The organism is Rheinheimera soli, from assembly GCF_031457405.1.
Lineage (GTDB): Bacteria > Pseudomonadota > Gammaproteobacteria > Enterobacterales > Alteromonadaceae > Pararheinheimera > Pararheinheimera soli_A.
This window is the reverse complement of record NZ_JAVDWR010000001.1, coordinates 761,265-781,223: the sequence shown is the minus strand read 5'-3', so window position 1 is coordinate 781,223 and position 19,959 is coordinate 761,265. Positions and strand designations below refer to the sequence as shown.

The window sequence follows — 19,959 nt, the reverse complement described above, 5'->3', positions numbered from 1 at the left end:
CAGTGCCGTATTCAGGTTGTTTTCACTGCAATGAAGTTATTCCCAAAGGTTCAGCTTTTAGTCTCGAGATAGAGCAACAACAGAGACAGTTCTGCTGCCCTGGTTGTCTGGCCGTGGCTGAAACTATTATCGATCAGGGGCTGAGCGATTATTATAAATTCCGTACCGCCCCTGCCAGTAAAGCTCAGCTTGTGCCTGATCAGCTGCAACTCGTTAGTTACGACAGTGCCGAAGTGCTCGCTGATCTGACTCAAAACAAAGATGAGCAGACACAAATTGAGTTATCCATCAGCGGTATCAGCTGTGCAGCCTGTGCCTGGCTGATTGAAAAGCAACTGAAAAAAAATCCTGCGGTCAAAACCGTCAGCGTCAATTCCAGTACAGCCCGCTGTACCGTCAGTTGGGATGTGAAGCAGCTTAAACTCAGCGACATTCTTAACAGCATCAACCAGTTAGGCTATCAGGCCGCACCTTTTATGGCGGATCAGGAAGAAGCTGTTCAGCAAGCCGAATTACGCCGGTTTTTAAAACGTCTGGCCGTGTCCGGCATTATGAGTATGCAGGTAATGATGCTGGCCTTTGGCCTGTATTTTGGCGAATACACCGGCATAGAACCCCAATTTGAAGGTTATTTGCGCTGGATCAGCCTGCTGCTAACCACCCCTGTGGTGTTTTACAGCGCCAAACCTTTTACTTTAAGTGCCTGGCGGGCAATCAAAGGGCGCGAGCTGAATATGGATGTGCCAGTAACACTGGCCGTGTTTTATACCTTTATCGCGTCGGCTTACGCCACCTTATTTGGCATAGGTGAAGTTTATTTTGAATCAGTCTGTATGTTTGTGTTTTTGCTGCAGCTCGGTAAATTTTTTGAATTCCGCGCCAGAGCGCAGGCGCGTGCGGCGACCGGAAATTTATTAAAAATCATGCCGGTATCAGCCAGACTAGTGAAAGGTGATGAACTCATTCCTACCTCGGCCCGTCGTTTGGAAGCAGGACAGGTTATTTTAGTGCAGGCCGGTGAAACCATTGCCGCTGACGGTGTTGTATTGTCGGGCGAAAGTTCGGTGGACGAGTCCATGCTCACCGGCGAATACAAGGCGGTCAGCAAGGCTGTTGGCGACACTGTGATGGCCGGCAGCATTAATCATGACGGCGTACTGAAAGTGACAGTGCATCAGGCTCTGGCTTCGTCCCGTTTAGGCCAAATCATTAATCTGCAACAACAGACTCTGAACCAAAAACCACAAATTGTTGAAAAAACCACTCAACTTGCACGCTTTTTTATTCAGCGTTTATTGGTGATTGCGCTTGGTACTTTTTTAGTCTGGTACTTCTGGCTGGATCAGGAAAGAGCCTTTTGGGTCACCTTATCCGTGCTGGTGGCCACCTGCCCTTGCGCTTTAACCCTGGCCACCCCTACTGCAATTACCTGTGCTTTGGCGCGCTTAAACCGCAAAGGCATTTTGATAAAAAACCAGCAAGTGCTGGAAATTTTGCCGCAGCTGACTTCGGTGTTCCTTGATAAAACCGGCAGTCTGACTCAGGGCCGTTTTAGTATTTTACGCTCTCAACTGCATAACACCTTCTATGACGAAGCCAGTTTGTTAGCGCTGATTGCCCGTATTGAAACCTACTCCGAGCACCCTATAGCTCACGCCTTCAGCTCTTATCTGAGCACAGAGATCAAAGTTGAGCAGGTCCAGGTGCATGTCGGCTCTGGTTTATCAGCCTTGTGGCGACAAGATGATGGATCTTCTGTGGAGGTGAAAGTAGGCAGCACGGCTTTTTGTGCTGTTCAGGACCAGACAGCTGCTGCCGTCTGCTGCACTATCAATAATCAGTTGGTGTTATCGGTGGAACTTTCGGATGCGCTTCGCCCCGAAGTGCCTGCCCTTATCAGTGCTTTAAAACAACGGGGTTTAACCTTGTCTATGCTGACAGGTGACTCTTCTGCTCAGGTCGAAGAAGTGCAGCACCAACTGCAGTTTGATCAGGTATTTAAAGGCTGCAGCCCGGAGCAAAAAGTAGAACATATCCAGCAGGCGGTCACTCAGGGTGATAAAGTGCTGATGCTGGGCGACGGTATTAACGACAGCCCTTGTTTTCATGCCGCCCATGTTTCAGTGGCATTAGATTCAGGCACAGATTTATCAAAAAATCAGGCCGATGTGGTCTTGCTGCATAATGATTTACATTTAGTGCAGCAATTGATTGAAGGGGCTGTGCTTGCGCAGCGTATTGTGAAGCAAAATCTGTGGTGGGCTGTGGGTTATAATCTGGTGATTATTCCTTTAGCTGTAGCAGGTTTTGTCTCACCTTATATAGCCGTGATTGGCATGTCATTCAGTTCTATTTTAGTGGTATCTAACTCACTGAGGTTACTCAAACCATGAGTATTATTTATGTACTGATCCCTATCGCCATACTTTTTGTCTGCATTGGCCTTGGCATCTTTTTTTGGGCTGTACGTAGCCGCCAGTTTGATGATTTAAACAAAGAAGGCATGAGCATTTTGTTTGAAGAAAAAAAACAAAACAGCACCCAAACCGATAAGGACAAACAACCTCCACAATGAACGCCGAACTTGCGGTAAACCTTTTTGCCGCTTTGAGCATAGGTTTTTTAGGCAGCAGTCATTGCCTGGTGATGTGTGGTGGTATAGCCAGCGCATTGCAGCTGTCCATGCCAGGGCTGAGTCTGATGCAGCAACTGAAACTGCAACTGATGCTCAGCCTCGGCCGTTTAACCACCTATAGCCTGTTGGGCGCATTGACAGGGGCTTTTGGCGCAGCCCTGTTGGTCAAACTGGGTATTAGTTTATTCTGGCTAAAACTGCTTGCCGGCATACTGTTGCTGCTGATGGCTTTTTATGTGGCCCGCTTGTGGTTTGCTTTGACTGTACTGGAAAAGTTTGGCTCGGCCTTGTGGCGTAAAGTTCAGCCTGTTGCTAAAACCCTGTTACCTCTTGATAGCAGCGCCAAAGCCTTAGCTTATGGTCTATGTTGGGGATTTTTACCTTGTGGTCTGGTGTACAGCAGTTTAGGCTGGAGTCTGGCCAGTGGCAGCGCCGTTCAGGGTGCTTTGCTGATGCTGGCTTTTGGTCTGGGAACTTTACCCGCCATGCTGGCGGTGGGCAGTTTCGCCCGCCAGTTAAGCCAGTTTAAAAACAATACACTGATCAGAGCCAGCGCCGCTTGTCTACTGGCGTTTTATGCGTTGTACACTATAGCTATTGCATTAGCTCCACGACTTTTCTAAGCTGGGAAAGTTGCTACAAAGGAATATGTATGTCCGGTTCAAATTTAAGTTGCCAACATTGCGGTTTTAGTCAGTTATGTCTGCCTTTCAGCCTTAATAACGCTGAACTGGACAGTCTGGACGATATTATCGAACGAAAAAAGCCTTTGCACAAAGGCGACTTTTTGATTGAAGCAGGCACTGCTTTGCATTCTCTGTATGCCGTGCGTAGCGGATCTTTTAAGACTTTTACTTTAACCGAATCAGGCGAAGAACAAATTACCGGCTTTCACCTGCCTGGTGATGTCATAGGTTTTGATGCAATAGGCGAGCAGCAGCATCCCAGCTTTGCTCAGGCGCTTGAGACCGCTATGGTGTGTGAAATCCCTTATAGTCAGATGGACCATCTGATGGGCCAGTTACCGAAGCTGCGTCAGCAAATGATGCGGCTGATGAGTCAGGATATCAGCGGTGATCAGCAAATGTTGTTATTACTGAACCGAAAAAACGCCGAAGAAAAGCTGGCTGCCTTTTTAACCAATCTGGCGCAACGTTTTGCCAACAGAGGTTTTTCGAAAAAAGAGTTCCGTTTAAGCATGACCCGTGGCGAAATAGGCAATTATTTAGGCCTGACTGTTGAAACTATTAGTCGTTTATTAGGTCGATTCCATAAGGACGATTTAATACAGGTGGATGGAAAACTGATTAGCATCAGTGATCCGGACGCTTTAAGCAAACTGGCTGGTGGCTCCGCTATCGCACGCTGATCATACAAATCATTGATCTGGCACAAGGAATTATCAGCCTACCTTCGCTACCTTGGCTACACTTACAGGGTAAGCCTTAGCTTAGCAGGAGCAAGATATGACCTTATATCCCAAAGTATTGGTAGTACTGGACCCATCAGTGCTGGAACAAAAAGCACTGAACCGGGCCGTTGAACTGGCCAAACTACAAGACTGCCAACTGACGGCCTTTTTATCCATTTACGATTTTTCTTACGAAATGACCACCATGTTGTCCGGTGAAGAACGCGAGTCCATGCGTCAGGCCGTGATCAATGACCGCGAACTCTGGATCAGTGAACTGGTAGCCGAACATCAGGAACAAGGCCTGAAGATTGATATTCAGGTGGTGTGGCACAACAGGCCTTTCGAAGCCATAGTGCAGGCTGTTTTAGAAAAAGAATACGACCTGGTGATTAAAGGCACTCATGATCACGATGTGCTGAAATCCATGATATTTACCCCAACCGACTGGCATATTTTGCGTAAATGCCCTTGCCCTGTCTTGCTGGTGAAAGATCATGACTGGCCAGAGCATGGCAATATAGTGGCAGCAGTGAATGCAGGCAGTGAGCAGAGCCATCACAGCTCACTGAATCAACGTATTATTCAGCAATCAAAACAACTGGCCGCTTTGCTAAATGGCAAAGTTCAGTTGGTGAACGCCTTCCCTGGCACTCCGGTGAACATCGCCATTGAAATTCCTGAATTTAATCCACAGGAATACAATCAGACCATGAAAACCCATCATCTGGAGTCAGTGCAAAAATTGGCGCTGGAATTTGAACTGCCCACAATTCAAACTCATGTGCTTGAAGGTATGCCTGAAGATGTGATCCCAAAAATGGCGCAGCAACTTGATGCTGAAATGGTGGTGATTGGCACTATAGGCCGTACCGGATTGTCTGCAGCCATTATCGGCAATACAGCTGAACACGTAATAGACAGGCTCGATTGTGATGTCCTGGCAGTCAAACCTGCTGGTTTTGTTTGCCCACTGGCAAAACATTAAATTCCCACAGCTTCAAAGTTATACCTAAGGCTATAAAGGCGGCGTGTAGTTGGTTATACTACGCGCCATTTTTATTTAGGGTCGTTGTTTTATGTCACATGCAGAGCAAGCCAAAGCACAATATAACCTGAACAAATTACACAAACGCCTGCGCCGTGGCGTAGGTCAGGCTATTGCCGACTTTAATATGATTGAAGAAGGCGACAAAGTGATGGTGTGTTTGTCCGGTGGCAAAGACAGCTACACTCTGCTGGACATACTGCTGAATCTGCAACAATCCGCCCCTATCCATTTTTCTATAGTGGCAGTGAATCTGGATCAGAAACAACCTGGCTTTCCTGCTGATGTATTACCCAATTATTTAAGCCATATTGGCGTTGATTTTCAGATAGTGACTGAAGACACCTACTCCATAGTGAAAGACAAAATTCCGGAAGGAAAAACCACCTGCTCTTTATGTTCCCGCCTGCGTCGTGGCATTTTATACCGCACAGCCAAAGAGTTAGGCGCTACTAAAATTGCATTAGGCCATCACCGTGACGACATGATTGAAACTATGTTTCTGAATATGTTCTACGGCGGAAAAATGAAGTCTATGCCGGCTAAACTTATCAGTGACAACGGCGAGCATATCGTCATTCGTCCTTTGGCCTATTGCCGCGAAAAAGACATTGAAAAATACTCTGTAGCCCGTCAGTTCCCCATCATTCCTTGTAACTTATGTGGCTCGCAGGATGGTTTACAGCGTCAGGTGGTCAAAGAAATGCTGCAGGACTGGGACAAACGTTTCCCTGGCCGTATCGAAACCATGTTCCAGGCCATGCAGAACATTGTGCCTTCTCATATGATTGACAAAAACTTGTTTGATTTTGCCGGCATCAGCAAAGACAGCCCTTTGCCTGCAGAAGGTGATATGGCGTTTGATAAACCTGAAGTACCTAAAGTACCAGTAGGTTTAATCCAGGATGAAGACGAAACAGCAACTGCTACGGTGCAATTTGTCGAACTACTGTAGGGGATGGGCTTGTCCCATCCCGTCTCAAATTCCAAACCAATACCAAACGGAGCTTGCCCCGCCCGTCTAAAACATTTAGCGCTTATTAAATTCATCAAAGAGCAGCATCAGTTGCTCTTTTTCATTCGGGTAACCACTTTGTAGTAACAGCTCCATCACCACTTCAGCTGTGCATAAAGCCCCTTCTTTTTGATTGCGTCTGAGTCTGTAGGCGGAAGGCGTATCCGGTTTGATGCCAAGCCGATAACAAGAGCGCAGATAAGGGCTTTGCCTGAGCATTTTGGCGGCTTCCTGCCAGGTTGCGTCCAGCAACAGCCAATGTTTGACAGCTTCAGAGCGACGCAAGGCAAGACGTTCAAGCCCAGCTGTATTCACAGCATGATACTGACCTTGTTGCAGCAAATAACAGGCCACTGGCGCTTCAGGCTTCATGAGGTCCGGTGATAATGGATAAACTAAGCCAAGTTCTTGCTGAGCTGATAAATCCAACAGCAGTGCATTGGGCTCTTTACGCTGCCACTCAATCAATTCAACCCTGATCTTCACAGATGCGGCTAAAGCCTGGATCACTAAAGCACCGGTATTGGTCGTTTTATGCATCTCCCTGCTGTGGGTCAGCAGATAAAGTACCAGCTCCGGCATCTGATTTAAGGTTGCTGTAATAAAGGCGTGGCGTGATCCGGCACTTTAGAAAACTCTACTGTTGCATTGTCAGCCAAACTGGCTGCTAATTGAATACGACAACGATGTTGTTCACACAGCAGTTGCTGCTGAACAGTTGCATCTGCACTTTGCGCCATCACTTCGGTGGTAAAATGCAGGGTTAAACCACGAACATCAGGTAACCAGTATTTACCCAGTCCGGCCAATGAATCCAGAAGCTCGTCAAACTGACTTTGTAACTTACGCAGTTGCGCAACAGTCGCCTGTTGTGGCACCGGTATTTTGCTGCGCAGCTTAAAGTTTAAATCGCAGGACTCGGCGCCTTCTGGTTGCTTCAATATAATTAAAGCTTTACGGCGATTGAGCAGATCATCATAAGGTAAAATCAGCTCGCCATTGTTGGCGATAGTTAAAGGTGCCTCTGAAATGTCTGTAGTAATCATCGCTTTATCTACCACACAAGTTTCATTGGTTCCTGCTTTTTGCAGCATAAAGGCCAGTGTAATATCACTGAACTCCACCTTTTCGCTTTTTTTCATCCGGGCATAAAAGCCATCGTAATTAAATACGGTATCAGCTAAAGCTGAACCACTAAAAATAACCAGCGCGCTGGCCAGAACATAAAATTTCATTATTAGCTGTCGATATGTTTAGTATTGGCTTTGAGCATGGTATGGATTTCGTTGACATAATCCTGACCACGCTCTGAATACCGGATCAACCCTGTCACCAGATGGTGTCCGGCTACTTCGCCTTCAGCGCGGCGTTTTGCCCTGATTTGACGTAAATCTTCATACACATAAAAGGTGTTGAGGTTGTAAAAGTAACTGTTAATAGCTGCAGCGACATCAGGAAATACCGCTACCTCATGGTATTTACCTGCACTGCGCTTTTGCGGCACCACACCACAGCCCGCTCTGAAACACCACTGACCAAAAAAATTATAGGCTTCCAGAGCAAAGCGGCTTGTGCCCCAACCTGATTCTTTGGCCGCCTGAATAAGCACTAAATCTGCCGGTATGGCATCCACCCGGCTTAACAACAAACGAAAGCCTTCGGCATCAACCTCGGGGTAATCCAGCTTAAATTCGTCGTACAGGCTGTAAATAAAAGCATATTCTTCAACTGTAAGTTCTTGCTGCTGATGTTTTTGTTGCACATCCTGAATATGCTGGCGAATATGCAGCAAACGGGCGTTTTCTCGCTCAATAAAAGGCATTAAATAGTCAAAAAAAGCTTTTTTCTTTTTGACCACATCTTTGTACTGTTCAAAGTCTGGCACCGGCAACAATTCAGGCATAGCCACAGGATAAGCCAGTCGTTTTAACAGCTTGCGTTGATCAGCTGCATCCAGAGCCTCTAACTTTGACGGCATTTGCCAGTCGGCTAAAGCAGCTATATCTTCAACAGGAGCTGGTTTTAGCCATGGGTAAGCGGCGGCATACAGCACGACAGCCCATAACACTAACCAAAAACTCAATTCTGTTTTTTTCATGCGATACCCTGATTTCGCCTTTATCCGATCCTGTCACTGAGTGAGCAAAACCATAATGGTGCGTATTCTAACCAGATCCGTTGGTAGTTTCGACCACAAAATGGCCTGCATAATTAGACAACCCACAGAGATAAAACATAATTCATTGTTTTTATAGGAAAATTTAGTTGGCAAGAAAACTGCATAATCCGCTACAACTATGAAAAAAGGAGAATAACATGCGTCAACTTACTTTAATTTCTGCTCTGGTTATGGCTTTATCTGCAACAACAGCAATGGCTGATGATGTCAAAGTGCTGGAAAAAACTATAGATGCAAAACACTTGACCAGGCTGGTACTGGACGTTCCTGTCGGCGAAATTAATGTCAAAGTAGCGGAAGGAACTGAAATCAGCTTAGTGGTAGAGGTAGAAGCTGACAAAAACTGGTTAGGCCGCAGCAGCGATATATCAGACGCCAGCATCAACCTGCGTGAAAAAGGTTCAACGCTGCAACTGAAGGTCGATCTGGAAGATGACGACAATGTAAAACAAAGCTGGACAGTAAAAATGCCGGCTGAAATGGCGGCAGCATTCAATTTAGGTGTAGGTTCAGTGGACCTGAAGGATCTGACTTCGGATATCAAAGTGGATGTCGGTGTAGGTGATATAGACATCAAAGTTGACACCAGCTTATACGCGTCCATCAAACTGGATGCCGGTGTAGGTGACACCTCGATCAAAGGTGGTAAAGGCCGCTATCAGCAGGAACGCGTATTGATCACCAGTTCAAGCAAGCTGGATGGTTCAGGCAAAGCTAAACTCGAAGCTAATGTAGGTGTGGGTGATATTGACGTGCGCGACAACCAATAATTGCTCCGCTAAGGCGCTTTATCTACCCTAAGTAATTGGAGTTGCAGCAAGGCAGCAAGTGACAGAGACCCCAGGAGCATAGTTGTTCCTATGTGTCTATGGATTGAGGCGGATGCTCGCCAGAAGGCAAAGTTCATCCGCTAAAACATGTGACTGGGGCGAGGAGCGCAGCCAACACAGCTGCGGCTTCAAGTACAACGGGTATGGATCCAATTGGGTGTAAAGTGCCAATATGTTGCAAGAGCCTGCTTGAAATCAAAAAAACTGGTTAAAGGCAAAGAGTCACCGCTGATACAAGCGTAAGTAAAGCGGTGACAGTTGTTCTTCAATAAGTCGTACTGCTGATAACTGTAAATCTGTTCAATAGCCCTGTTGGCCGCTATTTCTGAGCCTATGATCTCACCTGAAGTTGTGGTGGCGAAAATCAGTTCGGCGCCAGAGCGGTCAGCTAAAAATCGCTGAAAAGATAAAGAACGCACTAAACCAGAGCCTGCCAGTTCAACAATCTGCCCTTCCCCTATATAAATACCTGTGTGCTCAAAAAACTGAAAAATTTCGCAGCCAACCACAGCACCAACGGGGATAGTTCGAAGACTTGTCATAAAGCTCCTGATTTTGCCGCTTTTTTTTGCAATCATACTTGCAAAAGACGTCTGGGCGTGTAAAAAGGTGTAAGCAAAGATATTCAATGAAAACAATAGACGGAGACACAAGGATAGCGGTATGAAACCAATAGAGCGCTCGACAAAATTAGATGGGGTTTGTTATGACATTCGGGGTCCGGTGGCTCGTGAAGCCAAACGGATGGAAGAAGAAGGTCAGCGTATTTTAAAGCTCAATATTGGTAATCCCGCGCCTTTTGGTTTTGAAGCGCCGGATGAAATTTTAAAACACGTGATCCACAACCTGCCCACAGCTCAGGGCTATAGCGACTCACAGGGTATTTATCCTGCCCGTGTTGCAGTGGCGCAGTATTATCAGCAGCGTGGCATTTTAGGTGCAGATGCGGATGACGTGTATATAGGCAATGGCGTGTCAGAGCTTATTCTGATGTCGTTACAGGCACTTTTAAACAATGGCGATGAGGTGTTGATCCCCTCCCCTGATTACCCGCTCTGGACTGCCGCTGTGAATCTGGCCGGCGGCAACGCTGTGCATTACCGCTGTGATGAACAATCAGACTGGTTTCCTGATTTAGCCGACATTCGCGCCAAAATCAGTAAAAAAACCAAAGCTCTGGTGTTGATTAACCCAAATAACCCGACAGGTGCTGTGTATTCCAAAGCCTTTTTGTTGGATCTGCTGGCTATTGCCCGTGAGCATAAGCTGGTGGTATTGAGTGATGAAATTTACGACAAGATTTTGTACGACGGTGCAGAGCATGTCACTACAGCTTCGTTAGCAGACGACTTATTTATGCTGACTTTTGGTGGCTTATCGAAAAACTACCGTATTGCTGGTTTTAGAGTCGGCTGGATTTTATTATCCGGTGCTAAACATTTAGCCAAACACTATGTGGAAGGCTTAAATATTCTGGCGTCTATGCGCCTCTGTGCCAACGTGCCTTGCCAGCATGCAGTACAAACGGCCTTAGGTGGCTATCAGAGCATCAACGAGCTGATCATACCGGGCGGTCGCTTGTACGACCAGATGGATTTAGCCCACAAACTGGTGACCAGTATTGATGGCATTAGCTGTGTACGACCTAAAGGCGCTATGTACTTGTTTCCTAAACTGGATCGTAAAAAGTTTAAAATTAAAGACGATGAGTTACTGGTGCTGGATTTTTTACGTCAGCATAAAGTATTGCTGGTGCATGGCCGCGCTTTTAACTGGCCAGAACCGGATCATTTCCGCATTGTGTTTTTACCCCATAAAGAACAGCTGGAAATGGCGATTGGCCGCTTAGCACAGTTTTTACCGGGCTATCAACAGTAGTAAAAGGCAATAATGATTACCGATAAAAATACCAGCCACTTTTTCGCTCATCTGTTCCGGATGAAGCTGATTAACAGATGGCCGCTGATGCGTAACGTCAACACCGAAAATGTAGCAGAACACAGCCATCAGGTGGCTGTGGTGGCTCATATGCTGGCGCTGATCCGCCGTGAAGTATTTGCAGGTGAAGTGCAACCCGAACGCGTGGCGACACTGGCGTTGTTTCACGATGCCAGTGAAGTGCTGACCGGTGATTTACCTACACCTGTGAAGTACTTTAACGCCCAAATTGCACAGGAATACAAAAAGATAGAACGTATTGCCGAGCAGAAGCTGCTGTCGATGTTGCCGGAGAAATTACAGCCTTTTTATCAGTCTTTGCTGCTGTCAGAGCAGTATTCGGCGGATGAAAAGCTGCTGGTCAAAGCGGCTGATACGCTTTGCGCTTATGTCAAAACTCTGGAAGAACTGTCCGCAGGTAATCATGAGTTTGTGCTGGCGAAAAAGCGACTTGAGAGCGTACTTGAAGGCTACGCTTTACCAGAGGTTAACTACTTCCTTGAGGTGTTTATTCCAAGCTTTTCGCTGTCGCTGGATGAAATCAGCCTGCAGGATGGCAATCTGTAGGGGTGGAGTTTATCCCCACCCGTCGTAACGATACGCGGTGCAGATGGACGGGCCGGGACAAGCCACGGCCCCTACGACCACCCCGACTTTAATGCTGGTCCCGACACACTTCCTGATTAAACTCAAACTCTATGGTGGTATGTTCCAGCTGATAAGGCTGGAGCAACTGCCGTATTTGTTCTTTATGCGCTTTTAACTGCTCTGTAGCTGTCTCGGCCTTTAACACCAGATGGGCTGTTAATACGTGTTTTTCACCATCGAGCGACCATAAATGCAGATGATGCACATCCTGCACAAACTCAAGGTGCTGCAACTGGTGCTCTATTTTGGCCGCCAGTTTTGGATCCGGACTGACCTGTAAAAAAAGTGCCAGAGTGCGGCGCAAATTACGCCAGACATTGATCAGAATAAAACAGGTAAAACCTATACTTAATACCGGGTCAACCCAGGCCCAGTCGGTAAAATAAATCAGAATAGAGCCGACCAGCACAGCAACCCAACCTAAAACATCTTCCAGCAAATGCCAGGTGAGAATTTTTTCGTTTTGGGTTTTACCACCTCTTAACTTAAGTACAGCTGCACCGTTTACCAGTACACCTAACACCGCCAGCCCCATCATGCCTAAGGCATGGGGTAACTGCGGCTCCCATAAACGAGGTATAGCTTCATATAAAATCCAGCAGGAGCCCAACACTAAAATCACACTGTTGACCAAAGCACTCAACAAGGACCAGCGTCTGTAGCCATAACTGTAACGAGGATTAGCTTCTTTGCCCGCGATTTTAGCAGCAAACCAGGCAAAAGCGATCGCCAGTGTATCGCCTAAATCGTGCATCGCATCGGCCATAATAGCAACGCTGTTGGTCAACCAGCCGCCGATAAATTCAATAATGGTAAAACTGAAGTTCAGCCAAAAAGCGGTGGCTATATTGCCTGACTCAGAACCATGATGATGGTGATGATGACCAAAAAGGCCATGGGAATGCTCGTTGTCATCTTTATGATCATGGTCATGATCACAAGCTACACTATGCTGATGAGTTTTATGATCTGGCTTTGAATGGTCGTGTGGCATGCTACACCTGAAAAAAATGCCGTAATATGAGTACCATATCTGGTTTTACCCTGCGCTGCCAGAGCGCAAAGTGCCTTGGCAGAGAGAATTTAAACTATTCACTGCTTCAGGCAAAAAAAGCTTGAGCCTAAGCCAACAAAACACTAGTCTGAAACTGAAGTTTGGCTGAACGCTGCCGATACAAAAGCATTCACCAGGAAGAACAAAAACAACAGATGCCATTAAATCTCCCCCTGCTTATGCTCACAGCTATTTGTGCTTTATTGGCAACATCTGCCATGGCGGGCAGTATCAGCCATCAAAAAAGCTCAGATTACGCCGCCTGGTCAGAAAAAAACCGCGATGGCAGTTGGACCCGGATCACAGAGCAAGCTGTGGCACAATCACCATTAGTGAAGCTGGTGCCAGCCGATGTGCAAAACTTCTGCCCTCTTTATGCCAGTTTAGCGCAACAACAGCGCAGCAAATTCTGGGTCGCTTTGTTTTCCGCTATGGCTAAACCTGAAAGTAACTTTAAACCCCAGTCTTTTTATCAGGAAAAGTTTAAAGATGGCAAAGGCCGTCCTGTGATCAGCCGGGGGTTATTGCAAATCTCCCACGAAAGCGCTAATCAGCCCCGTTATGCCTGTGATATAAAACAGCCCCACCAACTGCACGACCCCAAAGTGAATTTAAGCTGTGGCGTAAAAATAATGAGCAAATGGGTTCAAACCGATGGCGTGATTAGCCAATCACACTGGAGCAAAGATCCTAAAGGTGGCGCCCGTTACTGGTCCACCTTGCGGCCACAACGCGGCAAAGTACAACAAATCGCTAACTTCACCCGCCAACTACCCTTTTGTGATCCTTATGCCAATCAACGGGATAAACAGAAAGTACGGACTGCAATTTAATGCTTAACGATTTACTTTAAAGGCTTGTTTCACGAGTCTATAGAAAGTGTTTCTACTCACATCATCCACACTCAAAAAACGGCTCGAAAGCCCGGCCTTTAGAAGTTGCTCTAAAGATAGGAAACACAAAAAGGTCTGGAACCTTTTTGAACAACGCGTCAGCGTTGGCCCGGAGGGCATTTTACAGGATAGAAAAATGTACAAAAAGGTCTGGAACCTTTTTGTACAACGCGTCAGCGTTGGCCCGGTAGGGGTTGCGCCAGGGGGGCGCAAATAAAAAAGCCACCCGGAGGTGGCCTTTTACTCTGCTCAAAGAATTAAGCAGTTAAAGCTTCTTTTGCCTTAGCGACTAAAGCAGCAAATGCGCCTTTGTCGTATACAGCGATATCAGCCAGGATCTTACGGTCGATTTCAACAGATGCTCTTTTCAGACCATCGATGAAGCGGCTGTAAGATAAACCGTTCTGACGAGATGCAGCGTTGATACGCGCGATCCACAGTTGACGGAATTGACGTTTACGTTGACGACGGTCGCGGTAAGCGTATTGGCCAGCTTTAATAACTGCCTGGAAAGCGACACGATAAACACGACTGCGGGCACCGTAGTAACCTTTAGCCTGGTTTAAGACCTTCTTGTGACGAGCGCGAGCTGTCACACCACGTTTTACTCTTGGCATTTAAAATCTCCTAATATTATGCGTATGGCAGACAACGAGCGATACCAGCCACGTCAACTTTTGCAACTAACGTTTTTGGACCTAACTGACGCTTACGCTTAGAAGACTTCTTCGTCAAAATGTGGCGAAGATGTGATTGCTTACGTTTAAAACCGCCTGAGCCGGTTTTTTTAAAGCGCTTTGCAGCACCTTTGTTGGTTTTCATCTTTGGCATAGTTAAATAACTCGCATTGTTTAAATTACAACGAATAATAAGGCGATAAAAAACGCCGCTTTATTCAAGCGGCGTATCTTATGCTTGAAAGCTCTTATTACTTCTTATTTGGGGCCAGCATCATGACCATCTGGCGACCCTCAACGCGGCTTGGGAAAGATTCACAGATAGCGATATCTGTCATATCTTCTTTAATCCGGTTAAGCATCTCAATGCCGATGTCCAAGTGCGCCATTTCACGACCACGGTAGCGGAGCGTTACTTTAGCTTTGTCACCCTCTTCAATGAAGCGACGCAGGTTGCGTAGTTTTACCTGGTAATCGCCTTCATCAGTTCCAGGCCGGAATTTTATTTCCTTAATCTGGATCTGTTTTTGCTTTTTCTTCTGCTCTTTAGCAGCTTTGCCTTTCTCAAACAGGAACTTACCATAGTCCATCAACTTACAAACAGGTGGTTCAGCGGTTGGGCTGATCTCTACCAAGTCAGCGCCTGCTTCTTCTGCTAAACGAATAGCTTCTGAAGTGATTACTACACCTAATTGCTCACCTTCCAGACCTAACAAGCGTACTTCTTTAACGTTGATTTCTTCGTTAATACGGTTTGGTCTGTTCGCTGGTAAAGTTTTCTTTCCTACTTTAATAGTATGTTCCTCCAAGAGTGAAAATAATTAGACCCGGTTTTTAATTTCAGTGGTCAACTTAGTTACAAAGTCGCTTACACTCATTTTTCCGAGGTCTTCGCCCTTCCGTGTTCTTAACGCGATATCACCGGCTTCAACTTCTTTGTCACCGACTACCACTAAATAAGGAACACGCTGTAGCGTGTGCTCGCGGATTTTAAAGCCTATCTTCTCATTTCTCAAGTCAGAAATTGCTCTAATACCATGAGATTTGAAAGTTTTTACTAAATCCTGCACATATTCGGCCTGATTATCGGTAATATTCATCACCACAACCTGAGTTGGGGCCAACCAGGCTGGAAAAAAGCCTGCATATTCTTCAATCAGAATTCCGATAAAACGCTCCAGCGAGCCCAAAATCGCACGGTGGATCATCACTGGTACTTGTCTGTCGTTGCCTTCAGCAACAAAACTTGCACCTAAACGACCCGGTAAAGCGAAATCGAGCTGCACTGTACCACATTGCCAGGCGCGGCCTAAGCAATCGTGTAAAGTAAATTCAATTTTAGGGCCATAAAAGGCGCCTTCACCAGGTTGCAGGTCAAAAGCTATGCCATTGGCTTCTAAAGCTTCTGCTAACCCCTGCTCAGCACGGTGCCACATTTCGTCAGTACCAATGCGTTTTTCCGGACGAGTGGATAATTTCACTTGCACGTCTTTAAAACCAAAAGTGCTGTACACGTCAAATACCATTTTGATACAGGCAGATACTTCAGCCTGCACCTGATCTTCAGTACAGAAGATATGGGCGTCATCCTGAGTAAAACCACGCACCCGCATCAGGCCATGTAAACCACCTGATGGCTCATTACGGTGACAACAACCAAACTCAGCCATACGCAATGGTAAATCGCGGTACGACTTTAAGCCCTGGTTAAAAATCTGCACATGGCCAGGACAGTTCATTGGCTTGATGGCGTAATCACGGTTTTCAGAACTGGTGACAAACATATTGTCTGAGTACTTTTCCCAGTGACCGGATTTTTCCCACAGCACTTTGTCCATCATAAATGGACCTTTGACTTCCTGATAATCGTATTCGCCCAGCTTTTCACGGACAAAAGTTTCCAGCTCGCGGAAAATAGTCCAGCCGTCGTTGTGCCAGAACACCATGCCTGGTGCTTCTTCCTGCCAGTGGAATAAACCTAAAGCTTTACCAATTTTACGGTGGTCACGCTTTTCCGCTTCTTCCAGTTGCAGTAAATAAGCCGCTAATTGCTTTTTATCTGCCCAGGCTGTGCCGTATACACGTTGCAGCATTTTGTTTTTCGCATCACCGCGCCAGTACGCGCCCGCTACTTTCATCACTTTAAAGTGTTGGCAGAAACGCATATTGGGCACGTGTGGGCCACGGCACATGTCGATGTATTCTTCGTGATGGTATAAACCCGGCTGGTCGTCTTTGGCGACGTTCTGATCGAGGATTTCCATCTTGTAGCTTTCGCCACGCGCAGCGAAGGTGTCATAAGCCTGTTGCCAGCTTACTTTTTTCTTCACTACGTCATATTCGGTTTTGGCCAGTTGCAGCATGCGCTCTTCAAGTTGCGCTAAATCTTCAGTGCTGATTGGACGGTCTAAATCAACGTCATAATAAAAGCCGTTGTCGATGACAGGGCCAATTGCCATTTTGGTATTAGGCCATAACTGCTTAATCGCATGACCTAATAAGTGAGCGCAGGAGTGGCGGATAATTTCCAGGCCTTCCTGATCTTTGGCGGTGACTATGCTTAATGAAGCGTCTTCAGTGATCAGCTCGCAAGCATCAACCAATTGACCATTAATTTTGCCGGCTATGGTGGCTTTCGCCAGACCTGGGCCTATGTCTTTGGCTACGTCTAATACAGATAAAGGGGCGTCAAATGAACGCTGACTACCGTCAGGTAAAGTAATAACTGGCATGATAAGTCCTCACAGTGGTGGCCCATACCAAGGGTCACGTTGATGGATGGTATTTTGCAGGTTTTGCGCGCCTTGCGTGCCAGTAGATGACCCCCACTAAGAGCCATTTGGTACACAGCTTGGTACACAAAAATTAATCCCGCGTGGGGATAGTACCATTCATGGCTATTTGCATAAAGCAGAGACGCTTAATTTTTGGATCGGAGAGGGATTCGAACCCTCTCTTATGTATTGCTGTGTCCGCCACAGTCCTTTGCTGACTGGGTTCTGCAGCTTAGCGTTTGGACAGAAAAGGACTAAAGCGGACTCAGTTCCGCCCCAATTTTGTCCCATCACAGCGATACTCATCGCTTTCGTGATATTGTTTTTCTGGATCGTAGCAGGTAAAAGGTAGAAGCTTGGTGCGATCAATTATCACGTGTTATAAACTCTAAAGTGCTGGCAAAATCTAATGATCCATTAGATGTTAAATTCAGAGAAAAAAATGACTAATAAAGACGTAGCTGATTCTCAAAGAAAACAACACATCGAACAGCTTCTAATGCCTGCGTGGATCAATCAGATGAATGCAATTTGGTCAATACATCAACATGTTGTTGTGATTGAGATTGCAACATTGTCAGCCTTCTATTTTTTACTTTTCTCTCACGAAAAAGATTATCAGTTTTATATAGTAGGCGCCTTAACTTTTATCGTTAACATTTTGCTTCACTTATGTCTTATGGCAGTTAGAAGGCATGCACAACTCCTTTGCAGCTATGAAAGAACCCTTGAGGCCGGTAAAATATTTCCTGATATTGATAAACCATCCTCTATATCTCCCTGGCCTAACTCAAATTTATTGAAGTTCGCAAATCACTCCATATCCAGACTATCTATATTCTTGGTTATATGGATAAATTTACTAATATTTTCTGCGTCTGGATTTATATTTCTCAGTTCCTTTCCTGATATTTATTCGCTATTTGTCATAGTTTTAAACTGTATAATACCAGTTGGTCTCTTAAGCAATTTCTCCTTCAAAATAAAATCCACGGATACTTAAATTGTTAATTGTTAATTGTTAATTGGCCAATAGTCATTGGATCTGAAGTTAATATCTAACAGATCTCCACGTGACAATAATGCGTTGCATGCATCTATATGGTCAGATACCCATTGAACACAATTCGTTTTCTCGGACTGACCATAGATGCCGAGAGCTGCATTCAGTTGACCTACAGCATTCCATTTTGACTCTATGCGCTTTGTGCATTCATTTTTTACAGATTCTTTGGCGGCGCAATAGTCAAAATCCCGCTGCCGCAAAATGGCCTCTATATTTTCCGGACTTAAACCTAGTGCTACCATGTAGTCAGTAGTGCAATTTGAATGAATGTTGCCGCCTACCAAATAAGTGTACATATGTTAATACCTCACATAAAATAAAAATCAACCCACGAAAGCCGCTCTGAAACCAATCAATGTCCCAGTATCTGCACGGGTAAAATTTAATCTCAATGACCCGAGACCAGCATCCGATCCGTCAATCCAACGCCCGCCGCGGCATGGCAACCGCTCTCCTGAATTCTGCTGGTAAATACGGCCAGTCAGCGCGCTGCCAGCTGGCTCTACTAAGAGCCGTTTCAGCAGCTGATTCGTCACATAGCCGCCTGATTTTGGCATGGTGGCCCACGGTGTATTTGTCGATGCTGTGGTGGTTAAAGCGTCACTCAACGTAACACCGGCAACGGCGTTCAGGTAGGCAGCTTGAAGTGCCCAACTCGCCTCTGCCTGGGTGTTAAATGTTGAAGCCTTAATCCGGCCATCGACCAGTGAAAGTCCGTCTTGCCACTCCCAAACGTTACCAACCAGATCAGATATGCCAGCTAATGTGCCATCGTGTCGCCATGTGGCAGGACCAGAACCAGCTCGGATCCGTGCAGTACCAGTCGCATCACCTGGTAAGCCGCCATCCTGACGGCGGCCGTATTCAACCACCCGGTCATGTGCTCTGCCATAGTTGGTATTTCCGCGAGGCACAAAACCATTAGCCTCACACCACAGCGCTATAGCGGCCCACTCGTGCATTGTCATCAAGTGCCATCCAGTGCCTTTTGATGTACAAGCCGTTTTTGCGTTGTCGAAGTTGATAGAGGCAGCAGCATCAGCAAATGGTACTGAGCACGCTTTGCCACTCACCAGGCTTGCATGGTATGCACCAATGAACACTTCCGGTTTGTGGCTGCCAGTACCAACATCAAACGCACTTGCTATACCTGTGCCCATGCTTGCGGTTAAACCCAACTCCTCATAACGAAACACGGGCAAGACATACATCACTGAAGCATTGCCGCTGTTGTCGTAAATAACGGTTTGGCGACCACCTGATGCGCGTTCAACAGCTCGGCGCTCAGCATCTAACACGTAGATACGAGGGGTTGCCTCATCGTCAGCTGCTGGGGTAGCTGTTTTTAGACTGCCAGTTGCTGTGCGTTTAGGTATCGTATTCGCTGTAGCAGCTGACACAGCATTGATATCAATCGCCTGCTTTGTTTTCAGAGATGTCATAAAACCGTTATCATCAGTACCAGCTTGGGCCTGTACTGTTGAAGCTTTATAAAAGTTATCTATCAATGCTTTTAGCACAGCAGTTGCAGCAGCCAAATCGCCATCTGTTGGAAAAGCTACCGCCGGTTGCCCGGATTGAGTCGCGTATGGCCACGGAGAAATGAGTTCCAGCATTTTTACTGAAGCATTTAGGTAGCTACGCTTCACCTCCACAGGAGGCTGGTTTCCAATCACCAGGCCTTCCGCCCCTTTGATCATGCCTACATCGTCACCTGTATTTACAGTAACAGTCGACTGTCCAGCGGTAACAGTTACGCTGGATGCTTTCCACCATGTCATAAGATTTTCC

General features: G+C 46.3%; 21 protein-coding genes. 10 read left to right on the top strand and 11 right to left on the bottom strand.

The window, feature by feature from the left end:
- Positions 1-2 precede the first annotated feature (2 nt).
- The 6 genes from J2W69_RS03525 (at position 3) to ttcA (ending at position 6,049) form a co-directional block, all read left to right on the top strand.
- Complete coding sequence (locus J2W69_RS03525) at positions 3-2,393, top strand: heavy metal translocating P-type ATPase (RefSeq protein ID WP_310274623.1); 2,391 nt, start codon at positions 3-5, stop codon at positions 2,391-2,393.
- Positions 2,390-2,575: a cbb3-type cytochrome oxidase assembly protein CcoS gene (gene ccoS / locus J2W69_RS03520; RefSeq protein WP_310274621.1), complete on the top strand. Its 186-nt coding sequence runs from the start codon at positions 2,390-2,392 to the stop codon at positions 2,573-2,575. Before J2W69_RS03525 ends, ccoS begins: the two co-directional genes overlap by 4 nt.
- On the top strand, positions 2,572-3,258 hold the full coding sequence (locus J2W69_RS03515) for a sulfite exporter TauE/SafE family protein (RefSeq protein ID WP_310274619.1): 687 nt from the start codon (positions 2,572-2,574) through the stop codon (positions 3,256-3,258). The genes ccoS and J2W69_RS03515 overlap by 4 nt, the downstream gene beginning before the upstream one ends.
- A gap of 29 nt (positions 3,259-3,287) precedes the next feature.
- Positions 3,288-4,004, top strand: coding sequence for a fumarate/nitrate reduction transcriptional regulator Fnr (fnr, locus tag J2W69_RS03510; protein WP_310274617.1), 717 nt, complete (start codon positions 3,288-3,290; stop codon positions 4,002-4,004).
- Positions 4,005-4,101: 97 nt separating this feature from the next.
- Positions 4,102-5,034 carry a universal stress protein UspE gene (gene uspE, locus J2W69_RS03505; protein ID WP_310274615.1) on the top strand — a complete coding sequence of 311 codons (933 nt, stop codon included), beginning with the start codon at positions 4,102-4,104 and terminating at the stop codon, positions 5,032-5,034.
- A gap of 91 nt (positions 5,035-5,125) precedes the next feature.
- On the top strand, positions 5,126-6,049 hold the full coding sequence (gene ttcA, locus J2W69_RS03500) for a tRNA 2-thiocytidine(32) synthetase TtcA (RefSeq protein WP_310274614.1): 924 nt from the start codon (positions 5,126-5,128) through the stop codon (positions 6,047-6,049).
- Between the two features lie 75 nt (positions 6,050-6,124).
- Here ttcA and J2W69_RS03495 read toward each other — a convergent pair whose 3' ends face one another.
- The 3 genes from J2W69_RS03495 to J2W69_RS03485 are packed head-to-tail and all read right to left on the bottom strand — an operon-like array spanning position 6,125 to position 8,207.
- Positions 6,125-6,691, bottom strand: a complete 567-nt coding sequence (locus J2W69_RS03495) for a DTW domain-containing protein (RefSeq protein ID WP_310274612.1) — start codon at positions 6,689-6,691, stop codon at positions 6,125-6,127.
- 5 nt (positions 6,692-6,696) lie between these two features.
- Complete coding sequence (locus tag J2W69_RS03490; RefSeq protein ID WP_310274609.1) at positions 6,697-7,344, bottom strand: DUF2987 domain-containing protein; 648 nt, start codon at positions 7,342-7,344, stop codon at positions 6,697-6,699.
- 2 nt (positions 7,345-7,346) lie between these two features.
- Complete coding sequence (locus tag J2W69_RS03485; RefSeq protein ID WP_310274607.1) at positions 7,347-8,207, bottom strand: glucosaminidase domain-containing protein; 861 nt, start codon at positions 8,205-8,207, stop codon at positions 7,347-7,349.
- 218 nt (positions 8,208-8,425) lie between these two features.
- Between J2W69_RS03485 and J2W69_RS03480 the strand changes: the two genes are divergently transcribed.
- On the top strand, positions 8,426-9,058 hold the full coding sequence (locus tag J2W69_RS03480) for a hypothetical protein (RefSeq protein WP_310274606.1): 633 nt from the start codon (positions 8,426-8,428) through the stop codon (positions 9,056-9,058).
- A 188-nt stretch (positions 9,059-9,246) separates the two neighbouring features.
- Here J2W69_RS03480 and J2W69_RS03475 read toward each other — a convergent pair whose 3' ends face one another.
- Positions 9,247-9,660 (bottom strand): C40 family peptidase, encoded by a 414-nt coding sequence (locus tag J2W69_RS03475; protein WP_310274604.1) that lies wholly within the window; start codon positions 9,658-9,660, stop codon positions 9,247-9,249.
- A 121-nt stretch (positions 9,661-9,781) separates the two neighbouring features.
- Here J2W69_RS03475 and J2W69_RS03470 point away from each other — a divergent pair, with 121 nt between their 5' ends.
- Entirely contained in the window at positions 9,782-10,996 is a 1,215-nt protein-coding gene (locus tag J2W69_RS03470; RefSeq protein ID WP_310274602.1) for a pyridoxal phosphate-dependent aminotransferase, read from the top strand.
- Between the two features lie 12 nt (positions 10,997-11,008).
- The gene (gene yfbR / locus J2W69_RS03465; RefSeq protein ID WP_310274600.1) at positions 11,009-11,623 is read left to right on the top strand and encodes a 5'-deoxynucleotidase; all 615 of its coding nucleotides are present in this window, start codon (positions 11,009-11,011) and stop codon (positions 11,621-11,623) included.
- Between the two features lie 88 nt (positions 11,624-11,711).
- Here yfbR and J2W69_RS03460 read toward each other — a convergent pair whose 3' ends face one another.
- Positions 11,712-12,698 carry a cation diffusion facilitator family transporter gene (locus J2W69_RS03460; protein WP_310274598.1) on the bottom strand — a complete coding sequence of 329 codons (987 nt, stop codon included), beginning with the start codon at positions 12,696-12,698 and terminating at the stop codon, positions 11,712-11,714.
- Positions 12,699-12,913: 215 nt separating this feature from the next.
- On the opposite strand from J2W69_RS03460, the gene J2W69_RS03455 reads away from it, so the two are divergent.
- Positions 12,914-13,591 (top strand): transglycosylase SLT domain-containing protein, encoded by a 678-nt coding sequence (locus J2W69_RS03455; protein WP_310274596.1) that lies wholly within the window; start codon positions 12,914-12,916, stop codon positions 13,589-13,591.
- Between the two features lie 317 nt (positions 13,592-13,908).
- Here the strand turns inward: J2W69_RS03455 and rplT are convergent, their stop codons facing one another.
- The 6 genes from rplT to J2W69_RS03425 all read right to left on the bottom strand — a co-directional run bounded on the left by rplT (position 13,909) and on the right by J2W69_RS03425 (position 19,949).
- Complete coding sequence (rplT, locus tag J2W69_RS03450; RefSeq protein WP_008898705.1) at positions 13,909-14,268, bottom strand: 50S ribosomal protein L20; 360 nt, start codon at positions 14,266-14,268, stop codon at positions 13,909-13,911.
- A 16-nt stretch (positions 14,269-14,284) separates the two neighbouring features.
- A complete protein-coding gene (gene rpmI / locus J2W69_RS03445) occupies positions 14,285-14,482 on the bottom strand; it encodes a 50S ribosomal protein L35 (protein ID WP_040554869.1) in 198 nt (65 codons plus the stop codon).
- 97 nt (positions 14,483-14,579) lie between these two features.
- Entirely contained in the window at positions 14,580-15,137 is a 558-nt protein-coding gene (gene infC, locus J2W69_RS03440) for a translation initiation factor IF-3 (RefSeq protein ID WP_086003567.1), read from the bottom strand.
- A gap of 12 nt (positions 15,138-15,149) precedes the next feature.
- Positions 15,150-17,060, bottom strand: a complete 1,911-nt coding sequence (thrS, locus tag J2W69_RS03435; protein ID WP_310274590.1) for a threonine--tRNA ligase — start codon at positions 17,058-17,060, stop codon at positions 15,150-15,152.
- 1,056 nt (positions 17,061-18,116) lie between these two features.
- Positions 18,117-18,464, bottom strand: a complete 348-nt coding sequence (locus tag J2W69_RS03430; RefSeq protein WP_310274588.1) for a hypothetical protein — start codon at positions 18,462-18,464, stop codon at positions 18,117-18,119.
- 27 nt (positions 18,465-18,491) lie between these two features.
- The gene (locus tag J2W69_RS03425) at positions 18,492-19,949 is read right to left on the bottom strand and encodes a hypothetical protein (RefSeq protein WP_310274586.1); all 1,458 of its coding nucleotides are present in this window, start codon (positions 19,947-19,949) and stop codon (positions 18,492-18,494) included.
- Between the last annotated feature and the right edge of the window lie 10 nt (positions 19,950-19,959).

Bases quoted from the DNA above. Each gene is read 5' to 3' on its own strand.
- ccoS (WP_310274621.1), top strand. From the start codon at position 2,390: ATGAGTATTATTTATGTACTGATCCCTATCGCCATACTTTTTGTCTGC.
- J2W69_RS03515 (WP_310274619.1), top strand. From the start codon at position 2,572: ATGAACGCCGAACTTGCGGTAAACCTTTTTGCCGCTTTGAGCATAGGT.
- fnr (WP_310274617.1), top strand. From the start codon at position 3,288: ATGTCCGGTTCAAATTTAAGTTGCCAACATTGCGGTTTTAGTCAGTTA.
- uspE (WP_310274615.1), top strand. From the start codon at position 4,102: ATGACCTTATATCCCAAAGTATTGGTAGTACTGGACCCATCAGTGCTG.
- ttcA (WP_310274614.1), top strand. From the start codon at position 5,126: ATGTCACATGCAGAGCAAGCCAAAGCACAATATAACCTGAACAAATTA.
- J2W69_RS03495 (WP_310274612.1), bottom strand. From the start codon at position 6,691: ATGCCGGAGCTGGTACTTTATCTGCTGACCCACAGCAGGGAGATGCAT.
- J2W69_RS03490 (WP_310274609.1), bottom strand. From the start codon at position 7,344: ATGAAATTTTATGTTCTGGCCAGCGCGCTGGTTATTTTTAGTGGTTCA.
- J2W69_RS03485 (WP_310274607.1), bottom strand. From the start codon at position 8,207: ATGAAAAAAACAGAATTGAGTTTTTGGTTAGTGTTATGGGCTGTCGTG.
- J2W69_RS03480 (WP_310274606.1), top strand. From the start codon at position 8,426: ATGCGTCAACTTACTTTAATTTCTGCTCTGGTTATGGCTTTATCTGCA.
- J2W69_RS03475 (WP_310274604.1), bottom strand. From the start codon at position 9,660: ATGACAAGTCTTCGAACTATCCCCGTTGGTGCTGTGGTTGGCTGCGAA.
- J2W69_RS03470 (WP_310274602.1), top strand. From the start codon at position 9,782: ATGAAACCAATAGAGCGCTCGACAAAATTAGATGGGGTTTGTTATGAC.
- yfbR (WP_310274600.1), top strand. From the start codon at position 11,009: ATGATTACCGATAAAAATACCAGCCACTTTTTCGCTCATCTGTTCCGG.
- J2W69_RS03460 (WP_310274598.1), bottom strand. From the start codon at position 12,698: ATGCCACACGACCATTCAAAGCCAGATCATAAAACTCATCAGCATAGT.
- J2W69_RS03455 (WP_310274596.1), top strand. From the start codon at position 12,914: ATGCCATTAAATCTCCCCCTGCTTATGCTCACAGCTATTTGTGCTTTA.
- rplT (WP_008898705.1), bottom strand. From the start codon at position 14,268: ATGCCAAGAGTAAAACGTGGTGTGACAGCTCGCGCTCGTCACAAGAAG.
- rpmI (WP_040554869.1), bottom strand. From the start codon at position 14,482: ATGCCAAAGATGAAAACCAACAAAGGTGCTGCAAAGCGCTTTAAAAAA.
- thrS (WP_310274590.1), bottom strand. From the start codon at position 17,060: ATGCCAGTTATTACTTTACCTGACGGTAGTCAGCGTTCATTTGACGCC.
- J2W69_RS03430 (WP_310274588.1), bottom strand. From the start codon at position 18,464: ATGTACACTTATTTGGTAGGCGGCAACATTCATTCAAATTGCACTACT.
- J2W69_RS03425 (WP_310274586.1), bottom strand. From the start codon at position 19,949: ATGACATGGTGGAAAGCATCCAGCGTAACTGTTACCGCTGGACAGTCG.